Source organism: Tsukamurella spumae (assembly GCF_012396015.1).
GTDB classification, from domain to species: domain Bacteria; phylum Actinomycetota; class Actinomycetes; order Mycobacteriales; family Mycobacteriaceae; genus Tsukamurella; species Tsukamurella spumae.
This window is the reverse complement of record NZ_JAAXOQ010000021.1, coordinates 37,608-60,620: the sequence shown is the minus strand read 5'-3', so window position 1 is coordinate 60,620 and position 23,013 is coordinate 37,608. Positions and strand designations below refer to the sequence as shown.

Genomic DNA, 23,013 nt, shown 5'->3' with positions numbered 1-23,013 from the left:
ACATCGTGGCATCGTTCGCCCCTGAAGAACTGGACTACATGCGCACCCAACCGCTGGTGCGCGTCGCCACGGTCGATTCGGACGGCCAGCCGGACCTGGTGGTCACCGGGTACGAGTTCGACGGCCGGGACTTCTGGATCGGCGGATTCGACCCCACGCGGACCCGCCGCACCCGCAACATCCAGAGTGGAAACAACAAGGTGGCACTGCTCTTCGACGATCTGATCACGCAGGGCGGCTGGACGCCGCGCTACATCCGCATCTACGGCACCGTCGAGCTGGTCGAGGCGCCCGCCGGGTCGGGGACGCTGAACATGCGCATCACCCCGGACGTCTCGTGGAGCGTGAACCTCACCCCGGATTCCACCGGCCCCGCGCACTCCCTCAAGCCGCGCAAGACCATCCACAGGTAGGCGGGAACGCCGCTCCCGCTGCCGGACCCGGCTACACCGTCGCGAAGAACTCCCGGAGGATCTTCGCGACGGTGTGCGGGGCCTCGTCGCACACCCAGTGCCCGCAGTCGTCGATGATGCCGCCCGTGACGGATACCGCGGCTTGATCCATGCAGGCCTTCGGCGCGTCGCGCAGGCAGTGCGAGCCGCCCCACGCCGTCACCGGGATCGTCAGCGGCGTGCGCGCGTGCGCGATGTTCTGCTCGGCGCTGGTGAAGAAGTCGCGGTAGTAGCCGAGCCCGGCGTGCAGGGCGCCGGGAGCGGTCATATCGCGCACGTAGGCCTCGATGTGCTCCTCGGGCACCGAGTCGGGCGCGTACGCGTACTCCTTGTAGAAGAAGCGCAGGTACTCCTCCTCGTGGCCGGCGAGCAGCAGATCGGGGATCGCCGGGACGCTCTGGAAGGCCATGTGCCAGAGGAAATTCCCGCCCGGCTGGGGAGTCATCGCGGCCTCCATGATGCCGAACCCGGGCGGCGCCATCTCCAGTACCGCCAGCGCGCTCACCTCGTCGCGGTAGTTCGCGGCGTAGCTGTAGGCGACAGCGCCACCCCAGTCGTGTCCGGCGATCCTGACCGATTCGATCCCCATGCCCGTGATCAGCTCGTGCACGTCGGAGGCCACCGCGTCGGTGTCGTAGGCGGTGGCGTTCTTGCCCGAGTAGCCCATGCCGCGCATGTCCGGTGCGATCAGCAGGTAGGTGTCGGACAGATCCGCCATCACGCGGTGCCACTCCCTGCTGCTCTGCGGCCACCCGTGCAGGAGCACGACCGGTTCGCCGGCGCCGGCCATGGCGTAGTGCAGGCGGATCCCGTTCACCACGGTGGTGTGGTGGGTGCGCGCGGACGCGTCCCCGCTCATTGCGGGTCCGTGCCGAAGATCTCTCCCGCCATCTTCTGGAAGTCCGGGTCGCTCCCGTCGATCAGGTTGGGATTTCCGTCCGCCCACTGGAACTGGTGCTTGAGGCGGTTGATCCGCCAGCCCTCGGGCGTCCGGACGAGGTCGTTGTCGTACCAGCCGTACTGCGTGTAGTGGTCGTCGCCGGACTTGTTCGGCTTCCGGTGGCGTGAGACGTGGTAGACGATGGCGTGCGCGTGGTCGGGGTCGCCATCGGGCGCCAGGTCGATGTGGAAGTTGGTGTACCGGTGCAGCACCACCAGCGGTCCGAGGGCGTTCTCCGCGAACCGGGCCCACAGCTCGGGCGTCGTCCGGCCCGCGGGCAGTCCGGTGAGGTCGTAGAAGTCGACATCGAACGGATCGGTCAGAGTGGTCGCGTACCGGGACCAGTCGTGGGTGTCGAGTGCCCGCCCGAAGGAGAGCATCACATCGGCGATCTGCTGGCGGTCCCACAGCTCGCGCACCATCGATTCCAAGGGGGGATAGGCGGTGTCGGTCATGTCGGTCTCCGATCGGAGGAAGGGGGTTGGTCAGTGCTCCATGAGCGCGGGGTTGATCGGGCCCCAGTTGTTGGCGGCCGCGACGTCCACCTCCCAGGTCTTGGGGTACTGGGGCGAATCCTCGTGCCACGGCCGGGGCTCGAAGTAGCCCTTGTCCTCGTCCGCGATCTGGTCGAGCTGCGTGAACAGCTCCACCATGTTGCCGTCGGGGTCCTTGTGGTAGGTGAAGACGTTGTGGCCGGCGCCGTGCCGGCCGGGACCCCACTCGAGCCGGAACTCGTTCGAGGCCAGTGAGTCCAGCATCATCTGCAGGTGATTGAGATCGCGGGCCTCGTAGGCGATGTGGTGCAGGTCCTTGAACGATGAGCTCTTGAGGAAGTTCGCCGTGTGGTGATCGCGTCCGCAGCGCATGAACACGAAGAAGTCGCCGATGGTGTCCGACCAGCGGAAGCCGAGCAGATCCTCGTAGAAGCTCTGGGCCTTGTCGAGGTCCGGCACGAAGGACGCCACGTGACCCAGCTTGGTGGGCCGCAGCCAACTGCGCGGCACCTCCACCGCATCGATCTCCGAGAACAGGTGCAGCGGCGTCTGCGTCCCGGGCTCGGTGAGGATCAGGGTGTCGGGCGAGCCGGGGCCGATGTCGCGCCGCCGCTCGGTCTCGTAGCCCCGCTCACGCATGCGGCGCTCGGCGTCGTCGAGCGACTCCTCGATCTGCCATCCGACGAAGGTCCGCCCGCGCGGCGCGCTGGTCTTCTGCAGCACCACGTTGTGGTGCTCGGATCCCGTGGTGAGGTAGGCGTACTCGGCCCCCGCGTCCACGACCACGAAATCCAGGTTCTTGGTGTAGTAGTCGACCATCGCGTCGATGTCGGGGGTCTCGAAGCCGACGTAGCCGAGCTTGGTCACGGTCGCGGCGGGATCGGTACGGGGGGTGCTCATTGCGGGGTCCTCTCGGGTTGGTGTGCTCGATCGATCGCCGCGGGCGCGGCGGAGTATTCGTTGAGGTAGTTCCACAGCCGCTGCAGCAGCGGCGGTCCGGCGGCGCGCCAGGCGGCTATCTCGTCCGCGTCCAGCTCGTGCGCGTCCCTCCCGGCAGCGAGTCGGACTCGGCACGCGGTGTCCAGCAGGTGCATCCGGGCAACGGCGAGCCCGGGCGAGGCGCCGACGGTGACGGCGCCGTTGCCGCGCAGCACCACCGCGTCGGACTGATCGAGCGTGCCGGCGACGGCGACGCCCGCCTCCCGGTCGCGCACCAGGCGCGCGGTCGGATGGACGGGCACCGTCGGGCCGAGCAGCGCGGCCTGGCCGTGGACGGGTCGCAGGGCGTCGTACACCGCGCCGGCGGCGAAGGAGGACTCCGGAATCGCCCGGCAGATGCCGCCGACGTCCGCGCGGGAGTGATACACGCCCAGGTGGATCCACGCCTCCCCCGGGGCGCGGGGCGGGAGCTCGGAGGCATCGAGTTCGACGGTGACCAGCTCGTCCGGGGTGGCGGAGGCGAGTGGCGCCGCCGGGGTGATGATGATCCGCTTCTCGTCGATCCGCGCGGACACGTGCCCGAAGGGGCCGACGATGCCCAGCGCCGCGACGACCCGCGCGGCGGCCACCGTCTCGGCGACGAGGTCGGCTGGAGTCATGACGAGGCGTCGGCCTCGGACGCGATCTGCGCGAACAGGGGCGCAGAATCGATGTAGACCCGCATCGAGGTGATCAGTCCGGCGCCGTCCCGGTCGATCTGAGTCACCACCGGCAGCGGCACCGGTGTCCCGGCCCGCGTGGTGTAGTGGCAGATCGCCTCGATGGAGGTCGGGCCGTCCCCGACGACGTTGACGAACTCGTGGCGCAGGCCGCCGATCGAGCTCCAGAACTCGCCGAGCATGCCGCGGATCGCGTCGTGCCCGATGGCGGCCGGATTGTTGCCGAAGCGCAACTCGGCACCGGGGGTGAAGAGCGGCAGCAGGTTCTCCATGTCCTCGGCGTCGACGATGCCGTAGGTCGTGGTGACCCAATCGGGTGCGGTCATTTCGGGTCCTCGCGATCCTGTGTGATTACTTGTTTACGAAGGGGTTTCGCCGGAGGCGACTTTGCGAATGGCGGTGAGCGTGGCCTTCACCGCGCTGAGGTAGTCCACGGTCATCCCGTCCGCGAACTCCTTCTCCCGGGGCGAGCCGCCTTCGACGCCGCTGATCACCAGCGCGAAGCTGAACCGCAGCTCCATGGTGTCCCCGTCGCCGATGATCTCGTTGGCGATCACGCCCAGGATCGGGCCCGACGTGCGGGTGAACACCACACGGTGTGGCTCCTCGAGGGTGATCCGCTCGGTGTAGGCGTCACCGCGGATCACGATGTCGCGGTCGAAGACCGTCTCGCTGAGCCGGCCCGTCACGGTGCAGTCGCTCATGGCGGGCACGAAGGGCAGGGCGTTGTTGGCCTTCCGTACGAGGCCGGCCCAGACGTCCTCGCGGCTGAGACGGATCGATCCGGGCTCGTTCACCGGGATTGCGTGGCTGACGAAGATCATCGTGTGGTGCTCCTCACTCTCTGGCCTCTAACTGTATGCACTTTTCGGAGTTCGTCAAGCCTGTATACAGGTTTGCTCGCAGTCTGTTGCACAATGTGCGCATGGGAACACGGACCTCGCGCGTGGATGGGTTGGAGCGCTTGCAGATCGCCGGGCAACGCCAGTCGATCGGGCCCATCCACGCGTACCTGCGCGAATGCATCATGGATGGCACGCTGCCGCCCGGAACCAAGCTCTCCCAGGTGGGGCTCGGCGAACAGCTCGGCGTGAGCAGGACACCCGTGCGCGAGGCGCTGCGGATGCTGCAGGAGGAGGGCCTCGTCGAGTTCGAGCCGAACCAGCGCATGCGCGTGGTCGGCTTCGATCCGGAGGTACTGGACTCGATCTACGGCTCGCGGATCATGCTCGAGTGCCTGGCGGTGTCGGTGACGGCGGAGGTGTTCACCGCCGCCGATTCCCGCCGCGCGAAGGTGAAGCTGTCCGAGATGCGCAGTGCGGCGAAGAAGAACGACACCGAATCGTGGTTCGTCGCGCACGCGCAGTTCCATCAGATCCTGGGCCACGCCGTGGGCGAGCCCCTCGACGGTGAGCTCCGCTCCCTCGCCGACCGCAGTACGCGCTACATCCGCCTCGCGCAGGAGTTCGACCCGCGGGTGTGGGCCGAGGCGGGCGACCTCGAGCATCTGGCGATCCTGGAGGCCGTCGCCGGGCACGACGGCGCCGAGGCGGTGTCCCTGATGGCGCACCACCTCGAGCGCACTGCGCTGCAGGTGCTTTCCCACTGTGCCGTGGACTTCGATCCGCTGCGCGTACGCAAGGCCCTCAGCATCGTGGTCGCGCCGCACCCGGTCGTGGAGGCCTAGGGACGCCCCGAGGACGCCCCGAGGTCAGAGCTGCATCTGGCGCACAGTGGGTGCGATCGGTCCGCGCCACATGTCGATCGACGATTCCAGGGAGGCGTCGAAGACGCGCGGGGTCCAGGCGTCGTCGTCGTGGATCAGGCGAGTGCCCACCGCGTACTCGTAGGTCAGGTTCTCGGGTCCGCGGAAGTAGACGAACGCCGATCCGGACGTGGGGTGCCGGCCGGGACCCTGGATGATCTCCACGCCGTTGTCCACCAGGAAGTGCCAGTTCCGGAACAGGTCGTCGTGGCTGGCCACCTGGAAGTTCACGTGGCACAGGGCCGGCCGCTCGCCGTAGAACACGGCGAGCTTGTGGTGCATGGGATCCACGCGCAGCAGGCAGGCCTTGTCGCCCACCCAGTCCGAGACCTTGGCGCTGAACACGGTGGTCCAGAACTTCCCGGCGGCGATCACGTCCGGGGCGTCGAAGCACGAGTGCCCGAACTCGGTGATCCCGGCGTTGCGGCCCGGCGAGAGCAGATCGGCCGTCACGAACTGGCGCGCGACCAGTTCGACCCGGTTGCCCCACGGATCGTCGAAGCCGATGAAGGCGCCGCATCCGCGCGACGCGGCACCGGCCTCGTCGCCACGGGTCACGGTGATCCCCAGCTTCTCCAGCTGCGTCTCGGCGTCCGCGAGCTCGTCGAGGCCACCCACGCGCAGGCCGGTCGCGATCGCCCCGGAGGGACCCTGCACGAAGGTCAGGCAGTGGACGCGATCGTCGGCGCGCAGGTGCGCGACGCCGGGTTCATCGGTGGGGACCTGCGTCAGGCCCACGATGCGGGTGGCGAAATCCACTGCCCCGTCGAGGTCTTCGACGCCGGAGCGGACATAGGCGATGTCGGGGATGGTGATCATGATGGAACTCCTTGCTCGAATCCGAGGTAACCGCGTTCGCGGGCCTCGGGGGGCCAGTGATCGCACTGGGCCCCGGTCAGCTGTGTCTGCAGGCACAACGGCGGATGACAGGGGCAGCTGCGGACGCTCGCGCGTCGATCCTGCTCCATCTTGTTCGGCCAGTCCGGATCGACGAAGAGCGCTCGTGCGAGGGCGATTCCGGCTGCCTTTCCCTCGGTGACGGTGCGTGCGGCCAGGTCGGGATCGGAGAGGGCGCCGTTCGCGATCACCGGGATGTCGGTGGCCGCACTCAGCGCCGCGGTGTCGCCGAGCGAGTACCCGGGGCGCCCCAGTAGTCCGAGGTTCTCGGGCAGACGCAAGGTCTCGAAGGTCGACGGGATCGCGAACAGGAACTCGGCACCGTCATCGGCGAGCAGCGGTGCCAGTCGCGCCGCCTCGGCGATCGACCAGCCACCGTCGATCAGCTCGTCCGACATCAGGTGCACGCCGACCACGAAGTCCTTCGAGGTGGCCTCGCGGACGGCCCGGACCACCTCGCGGACCAGCCGGGTGCGACCGTCGAAGTCGCCGCCGTACTCGTCGGTGCGGAGGTTGTGCCGGGGCGACAGGAAGCCGGACAGCAGGAATCCCTGCGCGGCGTGGATGTCGACACCGTCGAGCCCGGCCTGCTCGCAGAGCCTGGCGGAGTTGACGAATTCGGCGATCGTTTCATCGATCTCGGCCCGGGTGATCTCGTCGGGCATGACCTCGCGTCCGGGGAGCAGTTCGAAGGCGACCGCCGACGGCGAGAGCCGGCGTCGTGCCTCGTACTCCTCCCAGGGACCGCCGTAGCGACCCGAGTGCACGAGCTGCACCATGGCGAGGGCGCCGTGCCGGTGCACCGCATCCGCGAGCGCCGTGAGTCCGGGGAGGTGCTCGGGTCCGGAGACGATCGGCTGCAGCGGCATCTGCCTGCCGCCGAGGCTCACCGCGAAGTTCTCGGTGAACACGGTGCCGACGCCGCCGGCCGCGCGACGCGCGTAGTGCTCGACCTGCTTCGGCGAGATGAACCCGTCCGGAGTGCCGTATCCCACGGACATCGGCGCCATGGACAGGCGGTTGCGGGCGGTGGCCCGACCCAGGGGCAGCGGTTCGAACAGGGTCTCGATCGCGGAGCTCATGCTGGTCACGCCTTTCCCGCCATGGTGTTCCGGAGCGAACCGACGCCGGCGATCTCGATCCGCAGGACATCGCCGTCGGCCAGGAAGCTCTCCTTGCCCGCGCCCACCCCCGCGGGCGTGCCGGTGGCGATCACGTCCCCCGGCTCGAGTGTCATGCGGTGGCTGGCGGCGCTGATGAGCTGCGCGACATCGAAGATCATGTCGGAGGTGTTTCCGTCCTGCTCGTTGACATCGTTGCGCCACAGCTTGATCGACAGATTCCGCGGGTCCTCGATGAACCACGCCGGCCGCAGTCCCGGGCCGATGGGAGTGAATCCGTCGGCGCCCTTGGAGGCGAGCCAGTCGAAGGCGAAGGGCGGGGCCAGCGGATCCGGGCGGCGGTGCCTGCCGCGCGAGGATATGTCGTTGACCACGGTGTACCCGGCCACCCGGTCCAGGGCCTCCTCGACCGTGACCTCCTTGGCGCGGGCGCCGATCACCACTCCGAGCTCGGCCTCCCAGTCCACTCGCGCGGCGGGATCGGAGGGGATGTCGACGGTGTCGTCCGGCGCACTGATCGACGTGCTCGGCAGGAGGAAGAAGAACGGTTCCATGGTGGGCGGCACCGAGTCGATCCCCATCTCACGGAGGTGATCGGTGTAGTTGGCGCCGGCGCAGATCAGCTTGCCAGGCGCGGGGAACGGGGCCACGATCCGGCCCGCTGCGACCCTGGTTCCGGAGCGCGGATCGACCCCGCGCAGGACGGGACCGAGTGTCGGCCAGTCCCGGGCGACCGCGCCGACATCGGCGTAGCCGGACAGCTCGGGGGTGCTCCAGTACGTGCCGTCGTCATCGGCGAAGGCGACGCTCGTGGCCGGCGAGCCGGGCGGCGTGGATTCGGCCTGGTACGTCACTAGGGTCCACATGGCGTTCCTCCGGGTCGGCTGATTGTTCGTCGGGCACTGACAGGGATGCCGTGCATCCCCTCGCTTCATAGTGCATACAGTTTCGCCCGGATGTCAACGCTTGACTTGACCGACAAAACTGTACACACTTTTGGGGACGGGTCGATCTCCCTGATGTCGACCGAGGAGGGTGCGGTAATGACCACGCAGATCATCTCCGACTGTGCGGCGGAGCTCGCCGAGGCGTATCGCACGCGCCGGGCGATCACGCCGATCGCCGAGCGGTTCCCGGAGCTGACGATCGACGACGCGTACCGGATCCAGCAGCTGCAGGTCCAGTCCTGGATCGACGACGGTGCCGCCGTCCGCGGCCACAAGGTGGGCCTCAGTTCGCGGGCGATGCAGCGCCAACTCGGCGTGGACCGGCCCGATTTCGGTCACCTGCTGAACACGATGTTCTATCCGGACGGAGGCCGGGTGCCCGCGGGCACCTTCATCGCCCCGCGGGTGGAGGCGGAGATCGCCCTGATCCTGGGGAGTGACCTGAGCGGACCCGGAATCACCCCCGCGGAGGCGCTCGGCGCGATCGCCTGGGTGACCCCCGCACTGGAGCTCATCGACTCACGCATCGCCGACTGGCGGATCGGGATCGTCGACACGGTGGCGGACAACGCCTCGTCCGGCGGCGTGGTCCTGGGCTCGCAGCGCGTCCCCGTCGAGCAGGTCGATCTGCGGGGAATCGGCGGAACACTACGGGTGGGCGGCGCTCTCGTGGACACCGGCGCCGGCGGCGCGGTCCTCGGATCGCCGGTCAACGCCCTGGTGTGGCTGGCGAACGTGATGGGCGAGCACGGGGTGACGCTGCGCGCCGGGGAGGTGATCCTCCCGGGCTCCGTCACCGCGGCGCACGCGGTGGGACCGGGTGATGTGGCCGTGGCGACCTTCGACCGGATCGGCTCGGCCACAGTTCGATTCGTAGGTGAGGAGAGCGAATGAGTGCATCCGAGTGGACCGTCGAGCGGGCCGCTGATGAGATCCGTCATGCCGAGGTCAGTCGTACCGACCGGACGCCGATCTCCGACGAATGGCCCGAGCTGGACGTCGCCACCGCGTACCGAGTGCAGGACCTGGTGATCAACCGCCGGTTGGAGGCGGGGGAGACGATGGTCGGCGTCAAGCTCGGGCTGACCTCGCGCGCCAAACAGCAGCGCATGGGCGTCGACTCGCCGGTCACCGGCTGGCTGACGGACGAGATGGTGCTGGGCGTGGAGATCCCGCTGCAGGTGGACGAGCTCATCCACCCGCGGATCGAGCCCGAGATCGTCTTCGTGCTCGGCGAGCGCCTGATGGGCCCCGGGATCACCGCCGCGCGCGCCATGGGCGCCGTCGCCTCGGTGCACGCCGGGGCCGAAGTGATCGACAGCCGGTACAAGGACTTCCGGTTCCGGATCACCGACACCATCCTCGACAACGCCTCGTCCGCGAAGTTCGTGGTCAATCCCACCGGCGTCTCGCCGGTCGGGCTGGATCTCGCGCTGCAGGGCTGCCTGCTGGAGGTCGACGGGGACGTCGTCGATTCCGCCACCGGGGCCGCCGTGCAAGGGCACCCGGGGGAGGCGCTGGCGCTGGCCGCCAATGAACTCGGACGGCGCGGGATCGCGCTCGAGGCCGGCTGGATCGTGCTCACCGGAGGCATGACGGACGCGGTCTACGCCGAACCGGGCCATCAGGTGGCCGCCCATTTCGCGGATCTCGGCAGCGTGTGCATTGCGTGCCGCTGACTCGCTCGAACGCACAACAGAGAGGACCTGAAATGCCATTGGTGGAGATCACTCTCGCCCAGAAGCGAGAGCCGGAGGTGATCCGAGAACTGCTCCGGTCCGTCCATGACGCGGTCAAGGCGGCGCTGAGCGTTCCGGACGAGAAGATTCGTGTGGTGGTGCGGGAGGTGCCGTCCACGCACTGGTCCGCCGGCGGCGTCACGCTGGCCGAACGGGAGGAGCGGGCATGAGTCTTCCGTTCTTCGGTCATGTCATCGACGGCGAGGAGGTGCCGTCGGCTTCCGGCGAGACCTTCACATCCATCGATCCGTACACGCAGGAGCCCTGGGCCGAGATCGCGCTGGGCGGTGCGGCCGAGGCCGATCGCGCGGTCGCGGCGGCACGCCGCGCCTTCGACGAGGGCCCCTGGCCCAGGATGGGTTTCACCGAGCGCGGCCGCCTGATCCACCGGTTCGCGGATCTCATCGAGGAGCACGCCGAGGAACTGGGGCGGGCCGATACGCACGACATGGGCAAGCCCATCACGCAGTCCCGGGACAGCGACGTGCCCCGCACCGCGATGAACTTCCGCTTCTTCGCCGACCACGCGCGGCTCGCCACGGGTGAGACCCTCCCGATGGATACCGGCCACCACGCCTACACCCGGTTCGACCCGGCGGGCGTCGTGGCCGCGGTGGCGCCGTGGAACTTCCCGATGATGCTGGAGTCGTGGAAGGTCGCGCCCGCCCTGGGGTGGGGCAACACCGTCGTCCTCAAGCCTGCGGAGGACACTCCGACCTCGGCCACGATCATGGCGCGCCTCGCGCTGGAGGCGGGGATTCCCCCCGGCGTGTTCAACGTGGTGCACGGCTACGGGCCGGATTCGGCCGGAGCCGCGCTCACCGAGAATCCCCACGTGGACCGGATCACCTTCACGGGCGAGTCGGGTACGGGCCGGATCATCGCCGCGGCGGGTGCGCGCAACCTCGTGCCGGTCAGTCTCGAGCTCGGCGGCAAGGGGGCGAACATCGTCTTCGACGACGCAGAATTGGAGAACGCGGTCAGCTGGTCGATCCGCGCGATCTTCACCAACACCGGTCAGGTGTGCGTCGCCGGCTCCAGGCTGTACGTGCAGCGCGGCATCTTCGACACGTTCATGAAGCGGTTCACCGAGGTCGCATCCGCGATGGTGATCGGTGATCCGCAGGACGAGCGGACCGAGATCGGTCCGCTCGCCTCGCAGGAGCACTTCGGCAAGGTGTCCGAGTACGTGAGCACCGTCGAGTCCTCGGGCGGAACCATCGAGACCGGCGGCTTCGTCGACGGCTGGCGCGTCGCGCCCACGGTGGTGACCGGTCTGGGACAGGATTCCCGGCACGCCCGGGAGGAGATCTTCGGCCCGCTGGTCGTGGCGATCCCGTTCGACACGGAGGAGGAGGCGCTGGCCCTGGCGAACGACAGCAGGTACGGCCTCAACGCGATGCTCTTCACCGAGAATCTTTCTCGCGCACACCGTATGGCGGCGCGGCTCAAGGCCGGCAGCGTGTGGGTGAACTGCTTCTTCATCCGCGATCTGCGGGCTCCGTTCGGTGGAGCCGGCGATTCCGGCATCGGCCGGGAGGGCGGCGACTTCAGCCGGGAGTTCTTCACCGAGCCCAAGGCCGTGGTGATGCAGATCGAGCAGTAGCGGCCGGCGCCCCTCGGCGCCCCTCCGCGGTTTCGGGGGATGCCCGAAGCCATCCCCAGTTATGCATAGGATGCGAAGGTACAAGTATCAGAACTCCTGAGAGGTGCTTTCCGTGGCGCAGGGCAAGTCCAACATCAAGATCGTCCCGGCGACCGACGGCGAGGTGTACGCGGTCGCGGGCGACAACTATCGCGTGGTGATCTCCGGCGATCAGAGCAACGGGATGTACTCGGCGTTCGACATGATCGTGCCGCCCGGGGGCGGCCCCACGCCCCATTCGCACCCCAACTTCATGGAGTTCTTCTTCGTCATCGAGGGCGAACTGACCTACAAGACGGAGGCCGGCCACGCCGTGGTCGGCAAGGGGGGCCTGGTGCACATCCCCTTCGGCGGCGACATCCACTGCTTCAAGAACGAGTCGGATTCGGTCGCCCGCGTTCTGTGCGTGACGCTGCCGACCGGGATGGAGCGCATGTTCGCCAAGATCGGTGAGGCCGCGGCCATCGGCGAGTTCAAGCCCGTGCCCGACATGACCGCAGAGCGGATCGCCCTGCTGAACTCCGTCAACGACGAGTTCCAGCAGGTGACCTACCCCGCCGACTACCTCGACTGACCGTCCCATGGGCAGACCGGGCGGGTTCGGTCCAGGGCCGGGTATGGGCCGGCCGGCCATGGACGAGGATGCGGTTCGGCGGCGCAACGCCGAGGCGCCCGCGGTGGCCGATCTCGGCCGCCGGGTCGCGGTGCTGTTCGCGCCGTACCGGTGGCAGATCGCGGCCACCTGCGTGATCGTGATGGGCGCGGCCGCGCTCGGCGTCGTCCCACCGCTACTGGTGGAGAAAGTGTTCGACGACGCCCTGTTCCCCGCGTCCGGGCATTCGTCGTTGTCGCTGCTGGTCCGGCTGGTGCTGGCCATGATCGGGCTGTACCTGCTCTCCGCCGCGCTCAACGTGGCGCAGACCTGGCTCACCTCCACGATCGGCAACCGCATCACCGGCGACCTGCGCGTGCGACTCTTCGAGCACCTGCAGTCGATGGAGTTGGGCTTCTTCACCCGCACCAAGACGGGCGTGATCCAGTCGCGCCTGCAGAACGACGTGGGCGGCGTCTCCGGGGTGCTCACCTCGACGGTGACCTCGATCCTGGGCAACGTGGTCACGGTGGTCGCCTCGATCGTGGCCATGGTGCTCATCGACTGGAGGCTGACCCTGGCCTCCGTGGCGGTCATGCCGATCCTCATGCTGGTGCAGCGCCGCGTGGGCAAGGTGCGCGCGCGGATCGCGGGACAGACCCAGGAATCGCTGTCCGAATTGACCGCGATCACCCAGGAGACGCTGAGCATCTCGGGAATCCTGCTGTCGAAGTCCTTCAATCGGCAGCGCACCGAATCGGGCCGATACCAGGCGGAGAACGCCAATCAGATCCGCCTGCAGGTCAAACAGGCCATGAGCGGGCAGACCTTCTTCGCGGTGGTCCAGGTACTGATGTCCTCGGTGCCGGCGGTGATCTACCTGCTGGCGGGTGTCCTGCTCACCGACGGATCGGGATCGTCGATCACAGCGGGAGCCATCGTCGCGTTCACCACCGTGCAGGCGCGACTGCTGCAGCCGCTGGTCTCCCTGATGCGAGTGGCTCTCGACGTGCAGACCTCGCGGGCCCTGTTCGCGCGGATCTTCGAGTACCTCGACCTGGTCCCGCAGATCGTGGACGCACCCGACGCCATCGACGCCTCCCGGGCGCCGGGCCCGCGCGGAAGCGTCGCCCTCGACGGGGTGCTCTTCCGGTTCCCGGACGCCTCGCCCGAGAGCCGCCCGACGCTCGATCACGTCAGTCTGACGGTCGCGCCGGGCCAGCACGTCGCGCTGGTCGGGCCGTCCGGTTCGGGCAAGTCGACGATCCTGTACCTGATTCCCCGCCTGTACGACGCCACCGAGGGCGTGGTCGGGCTCGACGGTGCGGACGTCCGCACGCTGACCGGGGCCTCGATCATCGATGAGGTCGGGATCGTCTCGCAGGAGACCTACCTGTTCCACGCCACGATCGCGGAGAACCTGCGCTACGCCAAGCCCGACGCCACCGACGAGGAACTGGTACGGGCCTGCACCGCGGCCAACGTGCACCACATCATCATGAGCTTCGAGAACGGGTACGACACCATGGTGGGCGAGCGCGGCTACCGGCTCTCCGGCGGCGAGAAGCAGCGGATCGCCATCGCCCGGGTGTTGCTCAAGGACCCGCCGATCCTGCTGCTCGACGAGGCGACATCGGCGCTCGACACCGTCTCCGAGCGGGTGGTGCAGGAGGCCCTCGACGCCGTCGCCGATGGGCGCACCACCATCACTGTGGCGCACCGACTTTCGACCATCGTCGATTCCGATATGATTCACGTGGTGAACGCGGGAAGGATCGTCGAATCCGGGACGCACGCCGAGCTGATGGCGGTCGGCGGCCTCTACGCCGAACTCGCCGAGCAGCAGGTGGCCGCCGCGCGCATCGACGGCGCCGGCCCGAAGGACGAGCCGCCGCTCCCGGCGCGGCGCGCCGACAAGTGCCCGGAGCCCGACGACCTGCCGGAGGAGATCGCGGCCCTCACCGCACCCGATCTCACGGCACGGGCCACCGTGCCGCCTGCGGGATCGGGCGTCGAATGGCCGCCGAGGATCCAGTAGTGGCGCGCGGACCTTCGGCCAGCGATTTCATCGCCTGTGGAATAAGTCGGCCAGGGGTGCGTTGCACGGGGCACAGAGTCAATCGAAATCGCACCGTGGACCGGCCGTCGCGCTCATGCCGACGCGCCCCGTGGGTGCGGCGATCGGGAGGGTAGTGATGGGTTCCTTCGGGCATCCGCTCAGGTTCGGCGTGGTCATCGAGGCCGCCGCGGGGGATCCCGCGCGGGCGGCTCGACTCGCGGCCGTCGCCGAGTCGGTGGGTTTGGACCTGGTGGCCGTGGAGGGCGACGCGACGTCCGAGGGGTTCGACCCGTGGACCACGCTGAGTTGGGTGGCGGGCCGAACGACGACGATCGGGTTGCTGCCGGTATCGCTCGATCCGGCGGAGCAGCCGCCGGCCGTGACGGCGCGTGCGGCACTGAGCCTCGATCGACTGTCGGACGGACGGGTGAGCCTCGCCCTCACCACCGGGCACGACACGCAGCAGGAGTCCGTCGCGCAGCTCGCGGAGGCGGTGGACATCGTGCGCGGAGTGTTGACCCCTGGCGCGGGTGGGTTGGACTACCGGGGCGATCACTTCCAGGCGCACGTCGACGCGGGACCGGCGGCGAAGCACCGCATTCCGCTGTGGCTGAGCGGCTCGGGAGCGAAGCTGCTGTCCCTGGTGGGCCGTTCCGCCGACGGGTGGTTGGCAGATCTGGGCACCGGCGATGAGCGTGCACTGGAGGATCTGCGGTCGGGCAACTCCGCGATCGACCTCGCCGCGCACTTCGCCTCCCGCGACGCGGGCGACATCGCCCGCATCGTCCGGGTGCGCGGCGGTTTCGACGCCGCCGGCGCGGCCGACGGATTCTGCCACGGCGAACCCGCGCGCTGGGTCAAGGATCTGGCGCCGCTCGCCGTGCGCGACGGCGTCTCGACCTTCCTCGTGACCCTGGCCGACGAAGCCGCGATCGAGCGCTTCGCGGCCGAGGTCGTCCCCGCCCTCCGCGAGCGGGTGAACGCCGACCTGGGGGTGGAACTGCCCACCCGATGGCCGCGCACCGCGCAGGCCCGCAGCCGGCGGGCGCCGGGACTGGACTACGACGCGATCCCGGAGGAACTCGCCGAGATCGCCGTCGAGCCGGGCGATTTCGACTACGCGCGGGTGCGTTCGACGCTGTTCGTGACCGGGACCCCCGCCCTCGTGCTCAGGCCGCGCACCGTCGACGAGGCCGGCAGTGCGGTGCGGTTCGCCGCGGGCACGGGCCTGGAGATCGCCGTGCGCAGCGGCGGACACGGGATCGGCGGCCGCTCGACCAACGACGGCGGCATCGTGATCGATCTCGCTCGGATGAACACCGTCGAGGTGCTCGATGCCGGGGCCGGACTCGTCCGCGTGGGCGCGGGTGCGAAATGGGGCCAGGTCGCCGTCGCTCTGGCTCCGTACGGCCTCGCTCTGACCTCGGGCGACAGCCCCGGCGTCGGGGTGGGCGGTCTGGCCCTGGGCGGCGGGATCGGCTTCCTGGGCCGGGAGGACGGCCTGACGATCGACCGGATGCGTGCGGCCACCGTCGTCACGGCGGACGGTTCCGTGCTCCGCGCCAGCGCGGAGGAGAATCCCGATCTGTTCTGGGCGCTCCGCGGTGCCGGAGCGAACATGGGGCTGGTCGCGGAGTTCGAGTTCGAGGCCGCCCACCGGACGGACGTGGGGTGGGCGCAACTGGTGGTGGACGCCTCCGACCTTCCGGGCCTGATCGCCGGGTACGGGCGGGTCGCCCAGGCGGCGCCGCGGGACACCACGGCCTTCTTCCACGTCGGTCCGTCGGCGCCGAATCAGCCACGGGTGGCCCAGATCTCCGTGATGGTGGCATCGTCGGACCCCGATCAGGTGCGTCAGCGCCTGGTGCCCTTCACCGAGCTCGCGCCGGTGTACGACGTGCAGGCCGTGATCGCCCCCTATGCGGCGATCATGGGCTCGCTGCCCGACGACGAGGACGGCGGCGGACAGCAGGGCGGGGGCGAACTGGTCTCGCGTTCCGCGCTGGTGCCCGAACTGGACGCGGGCGTCGTGACGAGCCTGGCGACGATGCTCGAGCGCCGCGTGGTGTGGGTGGTGGCGATCCGTGCGATGGGCGGCGCGATCAGCGACGTGCCCGTCGGCGACACGGCATTCGCCCACCGCGACGCGGGATTCCAGATCTTCGCCCGCGGAGCGCGTCTCGCGCAGGTCGACGGGGCGTGGGACCAGCTCTCGCAGTCGGCGGTCGGCACCTACATCGGCTTCGACTCCGACGAGCGGCCCGAGCGGATCAACGCCGCGTACCCGGACCTGACGCTGGCCAAGCTGCGCGAGATCAAGAAGACCTACGATCCGCGCAATCTCTTCCACGACAACTTCGACGTGGCGCTGCCGCGCACGCGCCGTCCCGAGTAAGGAGACGAACATGCCCGACTACGGACACGAGCCGATCTTCGGTTCGTTCGCGACCCCCGTCAACGAGCCCACCTTCGCCGCGGTGGAATCCGCGATCGCGGCCGAGAACGCAGGCTTCGACCTGGTCAGCATCCAGGACCATCCCTATCAGCCGCGGTTCCACGACACGTGGACCCTGATGAGCTACATCGCCGCGCGCACCAGCCGGATCTCCATCACCGCGAATGTCTTCAATCTCCCGCTGCGTCCGCCGGCGATGCTGGCCAAGTCCGTGGCCACGCTTGATCAGCTCTCCGGCGGCAGGATCGAGGTGGGCATCGGCGCGGGCGGCTTCTGGGACCCGATCGTCGCGATGGGCGGTCCCCGGCGCACACCCGGCGAGTCCCTGGTGGGCCTGTCCGAGGCGATCGACATCATGCACGAGATGTGGGACACGAGTAAGCCGGGGGGCGTGCACTACCGGGGCGAGATCTACACGGTCGACGGCGCGAAGCGCGGTCCCGCACCCGCGCACGAGGTCGGGATCTGGGTGGGCGGCTACAAGCCGCGGATGCTGGGGCTGATCGGTGGCAAGGCCGATGGCTGGCTGCCCTCGCTGAGCCGCCTGGAGGGTGGACTCGAGGACGTGGCCCGGATGAACGCGGTGATCGACGAGGCCGCCCTGGCCGCTGGGCGCGAACCCGCGGACATCCGCCGGCTGTTCAACCACAGCGGTCGACCGGGATCCCCGCGCGAGGGCCGGTTGACCGGGCCGTCCGAGGCGTGGGTCGACGATCTGGTGGAGCTCGCGATCGACTACGGCATGAGCGGTTTCATCATCGGCGGGGACGACCGCTACACCCTGGACGTGATCGGTGCCGAGGTCATTCCCGCGGCGCGAGAAGCGATTCGACGGGCGCGGGCCTGAGCGCCCGCACTGAGTAGAACAACGAAAGGATCGACGACGATGTCGGACATGAGGAAGCTCCCCAAGGAGCAGGAACTGCGATTCAACCAGCAGAACATCAAGGAGTTCCGCGAGAACGCGGGCAAGGTCGGCGGACCGTTCGCCGGCATGCCGCTGCTTCTCCTGACCTCGATCGGTGCGAAGTCGGGCGAGGAACGGACCTCCCCGATGGCGGCCTTCGAGATCGACGGCGGCATCTACGTGGTGGGCTCGGCCGCCGGCCGGGACGCCGACCCGGCGTGGGTGCACAACATCCGCAAGAACCCCTCGGTGAAGGTGGAACTGCACCACAGGACCTACCAGGCCACCGCGGTGGAGCTCGATCGCGCCAAGCGGGACGAGATCTTCGCCGTCGTTTCCGCGAAGGCGCCCGGCTTCGCGCAGTACCAGCGACTGACCGAGCGCGTGATCCCGGTTTTCGAGATCACCGCCTGACGCGGCCCCACGCGGTCAGCGGGCCCCGCCGGACTCGGTGACCGTCATCTGCACCTGGTAACGGTCGGAGCGGTACCAGGAGTAGCTGTGTTCGACCCGCGTGGTGCCCGAGAACGCGACGCGATCGAAGGCCAGGATCGGGGCGCCCGCGGGCACCCCGAGCAGGCGCGCCAGCTCGCCATCGGCGGAGATCGCCCCGATCGACTGCTCGGCGCGGTCGATGTGGTGTCCGTACTCGGTGCGCAGCAGCTCGTAGATCGACTGCGTGAGATCGTGCGTGTCCATCCCGGGCGCGACGGACTGGGGGTACCAGGCGTCGTCGATCGAGATCGGCACCCCGTCGGCCAGCCGCAGCCGCTTGATGCGGAACGCCGGGTCCGCGGCGCGGATCTGCAGCGCCGCCGTCGTCGACGGGGGCGGGATCCGCAGCTCGGTCTGCAGCACCACCGTCGACGGTGAGCGGCCCAGGCGCCGCATGTCGTCGTGGAACGACGCGAGGTGCAGCTGGGAGCGGGCGGGACGGTCCGCGACGAAGGTGCCCTTGCCGCGGATCCGCACGAGCGTGCCCTCGGCGACGAGTTGCCGCAGCGCCTCGCGCACCGTGATGCGGGAGACGCCGTACTCCTCGCACAGCTGCCGTTCGCTGGGGAGCGCCGAGCCGGGCGCGAGACCGTCTGCGCAGCGCTGCTCGAGGAGCGAGCGGAGCTGCTCGTGCTTCGGAATCGGGCCGTCCGAGATCATGCCAGCATCTTGTCACACCAGGTCATGACCAGTGGATCAGCGGACCCCGGCGACCCGGAACTGCACGCTGATGCGCGGCCCGGCGTGCGGGACCTTCGGCACCGCGTGCTCCCAGGTGCGCTGCGCGGAGCCGCCCATCGCCAGGAGGTCGCCGTGGCCGATCGACAGCTTCGTGCTGGCACCGCCGCCCCGCGGCCGCATCAGGAAGGGGCGCGTGGCGCCCAGGGAGACGATGGCGACGATCGTGTCGTGCGTGGCACCGCGGCCGATCGTGTCGCCGTGCCAGGCCACGGAATCCGCCCCGTCGCGGTACAGGCACAAACCGACGGACGTGAAGGGCTCGCGCAGATCGTCCCAGTACAGCTCGGTGAGCCGCTCCCGCGTGCGGGCCAGCTCGGGGTGCGGGAGTGCGGCCCCCGTGTCGTAGTAGCGCAGCAGTCTGGGGACGGGCAGCGTGCGCTCGTACATGCGGCGCCGCTCCTCGACCCACGGCACATCGCGGCCCAGGGCCTCGAACAACTCGTCGGCCTCCGGCTGCCACGCCGTGCGCACGTCGAGCCACGCACCGTGGGCCAGGTCCCGACGGTGCGGGGCCAGCGGTACGGCGTCGTCGAACAGCGAGTCCTGCATCGCCCACGACGATACGACGACCCACCGACATGTTCGGGCCGGCGTCCGTAGGGTTGGGGGGTGCGATTCGGACTCTTCCTCCCGCAAGGCTGGCGCTTCGACCTCGTCGGCATCGACCCGGCGGACCACTGGTCCGTCATGAACGGCCTCGCCCAGCGCGCCGACGGCGGGCCCTGGGACTCGGTGTGGGTCTACGACCATTTCCACACCACACCGGTGCCCAGCCGGGAGGCCACCCACGAGGCGTGGTCCCTCATGGCGGCCCTCGCCGCCACCACCGACCGCGTCAAGCTGGGCCAGATGTGCACGGCCATGGGCTATCGCAACCCCGCCTACCTGGCGAAGGTGGCGGCCACCGTCGACCTGATCTCCGGCGGCCGCACGCAGATGGGGATCGGCGGCGGCTGGTACGAGCACGAGTGGCGGGCCTACGGGTACGGCTTCCCGTCGGCCGGCGAGCGGCTGGGCCGGCTCGACGAGGGCGTGCGGATCATGCGGCAGGCCTGGACCGAGGGAACGGCCACCCTGGACGGGAAGTACTACCAGGTCGACGGTGCCATCTGCGAGCCCCGCCCCCTGCAGGACGGGGGCATCCCGCTGTGGGTCGCCGGCGGCGGCGAGAAGAAGACGCTGCGGATCGCCGCGCAATACGCGCAGTACACGAACTTCGACGGCACCTTCGACGGTTTCGCGCACAAGTCGCAGGTGCTGCGGCAGCACTGCGCCGACCTCGGCCGCGACTTCGACGCCATCACCCGGTCGGCCAACTACAACATCGCGATCGGCGAGGCCGCCCGCGACGTGCAGACCCGGCTCGACGAGACGCGCAACCGGCTGCTCGAGCACGCGCCCGAGGCGGCGGTCGACGCCACCATGGGCAGCTTCCTCGGCATGCCCGGAGTGGGCACGCCCGCCGAGATCGTCGCGAACCTCCAGCGCCTCGAGGCCGAGGGGATGACCTATGCCATCTGCTACTTCCCCGAGATCGCCTACGACACTTCGGGACTCGAGCTCTTCGAGCGCGAGGTGATCCCCGCCTTCAGCTGACCGAGGCGGCGCGCCCCCTCGGTGAGTACCTCCTCGCGCTTGGCGAACGCGAACCGCAGGAGGTGTCCCCACCGCGCATGGTCGTCGGCGAGCGCGCTCACGGGCACCGCGGCCACACCGATGCGTCCCGGCAGTTCCCGGGCGAGGGCGGCGGCGTCGTCGAACCCGAGCGCCCGCCCGTCGGCCACGACGAAGTACGTGCCCTCCGACGGGTGCACCGTGAATCCCGCCTCGACGAGCGAGGCGGTGAGCAGGTCGCGACTGTCCTGCAGTGTGGGGGAGAGCTTCTCGAGCCACGAGGACTCGTGGTCGAGGGCGTGCGCGACCGCGTGCTGCAGCGGCGTGGCGCCCGTGAAGGTGAGCCACTGCTTGGCGGAGCGGCACGCGTCGGCGAGCTCGCGCGGGGCCGTGATCCAGCCGATTTTCCAGCCCGTCACGTTGAAGGTCTTGGCGGCGCCCGAGATCCGGACCGTTCGCTCCCGCATGCCCTCGAAGGCGGCGAGTGGGCGGTGCACCCGGCCGTCGAAGAGCAGGTACTCGTAGACCTCGTCGGTGAAGCAGAGCAGGTCCCGCTCGATGCACAGGTCGGCCACGAGCCGCAGGTCCTCGTCGGAGAGCACGGTGCCCGTGGGGTTGTGCGGGGAGTTCACGATGATCGCCGCGGTCCGGTCCGTGACCGCGCCCCGGAGCATTGCCGGATCGAGGCGGTAGCGGCCGCCGTCCTCGACCAGCGGCACCACGACGCGTACCGCGCCGGCCATCGCCACCGTCGCGGCGTAGGAGTCGTAGTAGGGCTCGATCAGGATCACCTCCTGGCCGGGCTCGACGAGGCCGAGGACCGCCGCGGCGATCCCCTCGGAGGCGCCGACGGTGATCAGCACCTCGCCGTCCGGGTCGTAGTGCAGGCCGTACTCGCGCTCGACCTGCGCGGAGACGGCCCGACGGAGCTCGGGCAGACCGTCGCCCGGCGGGTACTGGTTCATCCCGCCGTCGATCGCGGCCTTCGCGGCCGCGAGCATCCCGGCCGGGCCGTCCGTGTCCGGGAACCCCTGCCCCAGGTTGACGGCGCCGGTATCGGCGGCGAGCGCCGAGATCTCCGCGAAGATCGTCGACGTGAAGGGTTGCAGTCGTCGCACCGTGCGCATACCGGCAGCCTACTGACGGCGCTGGCTAGTGTGGAGCAATGACCTCAGCCGTCGTCGTCGGATCCGGCCCCAACGGGCTCACCGCTGCCGCGTACCTGGCCCGCGCAGGGCTCGAGGTGACGGTGCTCGAGGCCGAGACGACGATCGGCGGAGCCTGCCGGTCGGACGAGATGTCCGGCACCGTCGTCGATCGGTTCTCGACGGGGCATCCGCTCGCCTACGCCTCGCCCGCGCTCCGGGACGTGGGTCTCGACATCGCCTGGGGCACGGCGGAGATCGACGTGGCGCACCCGCTGTCCGCGGACGCACGCGCTGTCGTGGGCACACTCGCGGACGTCCCGGACTGCGGCCCCGACGTAATGGCTGCCTTCTTCGCGCCGATGACCGAGGTGCCGCGGCACCCCGTCCTCGCCACCCGGTGGGGCCCGCGCTTCGCGCTCCCGGCCGCCGTCACGGCCGCCGCGCTGGGCCGCGTCGGCGGCGCCGTCTTCGCCGGAGTCGCCGCGCACGGCATCGTGCCCCAGCACCTGCCGCTCACGAGTTCGCTCGGATACCTCCTGGCGGGCGTGCGGCCCTGGCCGGTGCCGCTGGGCGGCTCGCAGCGGATCTCGGACGGGCTGGCCGCGCTGGTGCAGGAGCACGGCGGGACGATCCGCACGGGCGAGCGGGTGACCGCACTACCCGATGCCGACCTCGTCCTCCTCGATACGGGCGTACCCGCGGCGCGGGAGTTGTTGGGGCGCAACGCTCCCGCGTGGCTGCGTCGCCGGACCCGGCGGTGGCGGTTCGGTGCTGCCGCGTTCAAGGTGGACCTGGTGATCGACGGCGGGATCCCCTGGGCGCAGGAGGATCTCCGACGGTCCGCCTTCGTCCATCTGGGCGGCACGGCGCGGGAGATCGCCGCCAAGGAACTCATGGTCAACAAGGGTCGGATGCCCGAGCGCCCCGTGATGATCCTCTCCCAGCAGTACCTGGCGGACCCGTCGCGCTCCGCCGGCGATCTCGTGCCCGTGTCGATGTACGTGCACTGCCCCAACGGATTCCCCGGCGATCTGACCGAGTCCGTGGTCGCCGAGGTGGAGCGGCACGCGCCGGGCGTACGGGAGCGCATCGTCGAACTCCGGTCCGTGGGGCCGGCCGGCCTGGAGGCGGGCAATGCCAACCTCGTCGGCGGCGACATCGCCGCCGGCGCGGCGATTCCGGCGCAGTTGGTCCGCCGACCGAAGCTGGTCGATCCCTACCGGCTCACCGATCGGGTGTACCTGTGCTCGGCCGCCGCGGCCCCCGGGCCGGGCGTGCACGGCATGGTCGGGTGGCACGCGGCGAAGGCGGCACTGCGGGCGCTGTAGTCGGCTACCGCGCGGT

At 69.7% G+C, this 23,013-nt stretch carries 25 protein-coding genes; 13 read left to right on the top strand and 12 right to left on the bottom strand.

The window, feature by feature from the left end; genetic code table 11:
* Positions 1 to 5: 5 nt before the first annotated feature.
* Positions 6 to 413, top strand: a complete 408-nt coding sequence (locus HF999_RS15550) for a PPOX class F420-dependent oxidoreductase (protein ID WP_312854160.1) — start codon at positions 6 to 8, stop codon at positions 411 to 413.
* Positions 414 to 444: 31 nt separating this feature from the next.
* Here the strand turns inward: HF999_RS15550 and HF999_RS15545 are convergent, their stop codons facing one another.
* From HF999_RS15545 to HF999_RS15520, 6 genes are read right to left on the bottom strand one after another with little or no spacing between them, the layout of a single operon-like run.
* Complete coding sequence (locus tag HF999_RS15545; protein ID WP_168546768.1) at positions 445 to 1,311, bottom strand: alpha/beta fold hydrolase; 867 nt, start codon at positions 1,309 to 1,311, stop codon at positions 445 to 447.
* A complete protein-coding gene (locus tag HF999_RS15540; protein WP_168546767.1) occupies positions 1,308 to 1,847 on the bottom strand; it encodes a nuclear transport factor 2 family protein in 540 nt (179 codons plus the stop codon). The genes HF999_RS15545 and HF999_RS15540 overlap by 4 nt, the downstream gene beginning before the upstream one ends.
* Positions 1,848 to 1,877: 30 nt before the next feature.
* Positions 1,878 to 2,786, bottom strand: coding sequence for a VOC family protein (locus HF999_RS15535; protein WP_168546766.1), 909 nt, complete (start codon positions 2,784 to 2,786; stop codon positions 1,878 to 1,880).
* Positions 2,783 to 3,484, bottom strand: coding sequence for a class II aldolase/adducin family protein (locus HF999_RS15530; protein WP_168546765.1), 702 nt, complete (start codon positions 3,482 to 3,484; stop codon positions 2,783 to 2,785). Before HF999_RS15530 ends, HF999_RS15535 begins: the two co-directional genes overlap by 4 nt.
* Positions 3,481 to 3,870, bottom strand: a complete 390-nt coding sequence (locus HF999_RS15525; RefSeq protein ID WP_168546764.1) for a nuclear transport factor 2 family protein — start codon at positions 3,868 to 3,870, stop codon at positions 3,481 to 3,483. The genes HF999_RS15530 and HF999_RS15525 overlap by 4 nt, the downstream gene beginning before the upstream one ends.
* 33 nt (positions 3,871 to 3,903) lie before the next feature.
* Positions 3,904 to 4,368 carry an SRPBCC family protein gene (locus tag HF999_RS15520; protein WP_168546763.1) on the bottom strand — a complete coding sequence of 155 codons (465 nt, stop codon included), beginning with the start codon at positions 4,366 to 4,368 and terminating at the stop codon, positions 3,904 to 3,906.
* A gap of 101 nt (positions 4,369 to 4,469) precedes the next feature.
* Between HF999_RS15520 and HF999_RS15515 the strand changes: the two genes are divergently transcribed.
* A complete protein-coding gene (locus HF999_RS15515) occupies positions 4,470 to 5,231 on the top strand; it encodes a GntR family transcriptional regulator (protein ID WP_168546762.1) in 762 nt (253 codons plus the stop codon).
* Positions 5,232 to 5,255: 24 nt separating this feature from the next.
* Here HF999_RS15515 and HF999_RS15510 read toward each other — a convergent pair whose 3' ends face one another.
* Genes HF999_RS15510 through HF999_RS15500 form a run of 3 tightly spaced genes read right to left on the bottom strand, consistent with a single transcriptional unit; the run spans position 5,256 to position 8,193 of the window.
* Positions 5,256 to 6,128, bottom strand: coding sequence for a VOC family protein (locus HF999_RS15510; protein ID WP_168546761.1), 873 nt, complete (start codon positions 6,126 to 6,128; stop codon positions 5,256 to 5,258).
* Positions 6,125 to 7,288, bottom strand: coding sequence for an oxidoreductase (locus HF999_RS15505; protein ID WP_168546760.1), 1,164 nt, complete (start codon positions 7,286 to 7,288; stop codon positions 6,125 to 6,127). Before HF999_RS15505 ends, HF999_RS15510 begins: the two co-directional genes overlap by 4 nt.
* 5 nt (positions 7,289 to 7,293) lie before the next feature.
* Complete coding sequence (locus HF999_RS15500; RefSeq protein WP_168546759.1) at positions 7,294 to 8,193, bottom strand: fumarylacetoacetate hydrolase family protein; 900 nt, start codon at positions 8,191 to 8,193, stop codon at positions 7,294 to 7,296.
* A gap of 177 nt (positions 8,194 to 8,370) precedes the next feature.
* Between HF999_RS15500 and HF999_RS15495 the strand changes: the two genes are divergently transcribed.
* From HF999_RS15495 to HF999_RS15455, 9 genes are all read left to right on the top strand, one after another.
* Positions 8,371 to 9,168, top strand: a complete 798-nt coding sequence (locus HF999_RS15495) for a 2-keto-4-pentenoate hydratase (RefSeq protein ID WP_168546758.1) — start codon at positions 8,371 to 8,373, stop codon at positions 9,166 to 9,168.
* Positions 9,165 to 9,953, top strand: coding sequence for a 2-keto-4-pentenoate hydratase (locus HF999_RS15490; protein WP_168546757.1), 789 nt, complete (start codon positions 9,165 to 9,167; stop codon positions 9,951 to 9,953). Before HF999_RS15495 ends, HF999_RS15490 begins: the two co-directional genes overlap by 4 nt.
* A complete protein-coding gene (locus HF999_RS15485; protein WP_312854159.1) occupies positions 9,935 to 10,183 on the top strand; it encodes a tautomerase family protein in 249 nt (82 codons plus the stop codon). Before HF999_RS15490 ends, HF999_RS15485 begins: the two co-directional genes overlap by 19 nt.
* Positions 10,180 to 11,619: an aldehyde dehydrogenase gene (locus HF999_RS15480; RefSeq protein WP_168546755.1), complete on the top strand. Its 1,440-nt coding sequence runs from the start codon at positions 10,180 to 10,182 to the stop codon at positions 11,617 to 11,619. The genes HF999_RS15485 and HF999_RS15480 overlap by 4 nt, the downstream gene beginning before the upstream one ends.
* Before the next feature lie 112 nt (positions 11,620 to 11,731).
* Positions 11,732 to 12,232 carry a cupin domain-containing protein gene (locus HF999_RS15475; RefSeq protein WP_210733847.1) on the top strand — a complete coding sequence of 167 codons (501 nt, stop codon included), beginning with the start codon at positions 11,732 to 11,734 and terminating at the stop codon, positions 12,230 to 12,232.
* 58 nt (positions 12,233 to 12,290) lie between these two features.
* Complete coding sequence (locus tag HF999_RS15470) at positions 12,291 to 14,288, top strand: ABC transporter ATP-binding protein (RefSeq protein WP_246207903.1); 1,998 nt, start codon at positions 12,291 to 12,293, stop codon at positions 14,286 to 14,288.
* A 157-nt stretch (positions 14,289 to 14,445) separates the two neighbouring features.
* Positions 14,446 to 16,704, top strand: a complete 2,259-nt coding sequence (locus HF999_RS15465; RefSeq protein WP_168546753.1) for an LLM class flavin-dependent oxidoreductase — start codon at positions 14,446 to 14,448, stop codon at positions 16,702 to 16,704.
* 10 nt (positions 16,705 to 16,714) lie between these two features.
* A complete protein-coding gene (locus HF999_RS15460; RefSeq protein ID WP_168546752.1) occupies positions 16,715 to 17,611 on the top strand; it encodes an LLM class flavin-dependent oxidoreductase in 897 nt (298 codons plus the stop codon).
* Positions 17,612 to 17,650: 39 nt separating this feature from the next.
* On the top strand, positions 17,651 to 18,085 hold the full coding sequence (locus HF999_RS15455) for a nitroreductase/quinone reductase family protein (RefSeq protein ID WP_168546751.1): 435 nt from the start codon (positions 17,651 to 17,653) through the stop codon (positions 18,083 to 18,085).
* Positions 18,086 to 18,100: 15 nt separating this feature from the next.
* On the opposite strand, the gene HF999_RS15450 is transcribed toward HF999_RS15455, so the two are convergent.
* Positions 18,101 to 18,826 (bottom strand): GntR family transcriptional regulator, encoded by a 726-nt coding sequence (locus HF999_RS15450; RefSeq protein ID WP_168546750.1) that lies wholly within the window; start codon positions 18,824 to 18,826, stop codon positions 18,101 to 18,103.
* Positions 18,827 to 18,862: 36 nt separating this feature from the next.
* Entirely contained in the window at positions 18,863 to 19,456 is a 594-nt protein-coding gene (locus HF999_RS15445; RefSeq protein ID WP_168546749.1) for an alpha-ketoglutarate-dependent dioxygenase AlkB, read from the bottom strand.
* 60 nt (positions 19,457 to 19,516) lie between these two features.
* On the opposite strand from HF999_RS15445, the gene HF999_RS15440 reads away from it, so the two are divergent.
* Positions 19,517 to 20,503 carry an LLM class F420-dependent oxidoreductase gene (locus HF999_RS15440; protein ID WP_168546748.1) on the top strand — a complete coding sequence of 329 codons (987 nt, stop codon included), beginning with the start codon at positions 19,517 to 19,519 and terminating at the stop codon, positions 20,501 to 20,503.
* On the opposite strand, the gene HF999_RS15435 is transcribed toward HF999_RS15440, so the two are convergent.
* Complete coding sequence (locus tag HF999_RS15435) at positions 20,446 to 21,648, bottom strand: pyridoxal phosphate-dependent aminotransferase (RefSeq protein WP_168546747.1); 1,203 nt, start codon at positions 21,646 to 21,648, stop codon at positions 20,446 to 20,448. The two genes, HF999_RS15440 and HF999_RS15435, sit on opposite strands and share 58 nt — an antisense overlap.
* Positions 21,649 to 21,686: 38 nt before the next feature.
* On the opposite strand from HF999_RS15435, the gene HF999_RS15430 reads away from it, so the two are divergent.
* Positions 21,687 to 22,997 carry a phytoene desaturase family protein gene (locus HF999_RS15430; protein ID WP_168546746.1) on the top strand — a complete coding sequence of 437 codons (1,311 nt, stop codon included), beginning with the start codon at positions 21,687 to 21,689 and terminating at the stop codon, positions 22,995 to 22,997.
* Positions 22,998 to 23,013: the final 16 nt, after the last annotated feature.

Coding starts and splice junctions, on each gene's coding strand:
- HF999_RS15535 (WP_168546766.1), bottom strand. CDS start 2,786: ATGAGCACCCCCCGTACCGATCCCGCCGCGACCGTGACCAAGCTCGGC.
- HF999_RS15530 (WP_168546765.1), bottom strand. CDS start 3,484: ATGACTCCAGCCGACCTCGTCGCCGAGACGGTGGCCGCCGCGCGGGTC.
- HF999_RS15430 (WP_168546746.1), top strand. CDS start 21,687: ATGACCTCAGCCGTCGTCGTCGGATCCGGCCCCAACGGGCTCACCGCT.
- HF999_RS15510 (WP_168546761.1), bottom strand. CDS start 6,128: ATGATCACCATCCCCGACATCGCCTATGTCCGCTCCGGCGTCGAAGAC.
- HF999_RS15525 (WP_168546764.1), bottom strand. CDS start 3,870: ATGACCGCACCCGATTGGGTCACCACGACCTACGGCATCGTCGACGCC.
- HF999_RS15465 (WP_168546753.1), top strand. CDS start 14,446: ATGGGTTCCTTCGGGCATCCGCTCAGGTTCGGCGTGGTCATCGAGGCC.
- HF999_RS15480 (WP_168546755.1), top strand. CDS start 10,180: ATGAGTCTTCCGTTCTTCGGTCATGTCATCGACGGCGAGGAGGTGCCG.
- HF999_RS15450 (WP_168546750.1), bottom strand. CDS start 18,826: ATGATCTCGGACGGCCCGATTCCGAAGCACGAGCAGCTCCGCTCGCTC.
- HF999_RS15540 (WP_168546767.1), bottom strand. CDS start 1,847: ATGACCGACACCGCCTATCCCCCCTTGGAATCGATGGTGCGCGAGCTG.
- HF999_RS15500 (WP_168546759.1), bottom strand. CDS start 8,193: ATGTGGACCCTAGTGACGTACCAGGCCGAATCCACGCCGCCCGGCTCG.
- HF999_RS15545 (WP_168546768.1), bottom strand. CDS start 1,311: ATGAGCGGGGACGCGTCCGCGCGCACCCACCACACCACCGTGGTGAAC.
- HF999_RS15460 (WP_168546752.1), top strand. CDS start 16,715: ATGCCCGACTACGGACACGAGCCGATCTTCGGTTCGTTCGCGACCCCC.
- HF999_RS15515 (WP_168546762.1), top strand. CDS start 4,470: ATGGGAACACGGACCTCGCGCGTGGATGGGTTGGAGCGCTTGCAGATC.
- HF999_RS15455 (WP_168546751.1), top strand. CDS start 17,651: ATGTCGGACATGAGGAAGCTCCCCAAGGAGCAGGAACTGCGATTCAAC.
- HF999_RS15470 (WP_246207903.1), top strand. CDS start 12,291: ATGGACGAGGATGCGGTTCGGCGGCGCAACGCCGAGGCGCCCGCGGTG.
- HF999_RS15520 (WP_168546763.1), bottom strand. CDS start 4,368: ATGATCTTCGTCAGCCACGCAATCCCGGTGAACGAGCCCGGATCGATC.
- HF999_RS15490 (WP_168546757.1), top strand. CDS start 9,165: ATGAGTGCATCCGAGTGGACCGTCGAGCGGGCCGCTGATGAGATCCGT.
- HF999_RS15435 (WP_168546747.1), bottom strand. CDS start 21,648: ATGCGCACGGTGCGACGACTGCAACCCTTCACGTCGACGATCTTCGCG.
- HF999_RS15505 (WP_168546760.1), bottom strand. CDS start 7,288: ATGAGCTCCGCGATCGAGACCCTGTTCGAACCGCTGCCCCTGGGTCGG.
- HF999_RS15495 (WP_168546758.1), top strand. CDS start 8,371: ATGACCACGCAGATCATCTCCGACTGTGCGGCGGAGCTCGCCGAGGCG.
- HF999_RS15445 (WP_168546749.1), bottom strand. CDS start 19,456: ATGCAGGACTCGCTGTTCGACGACGCCGTACCGCTGGCCCCGCACCGT.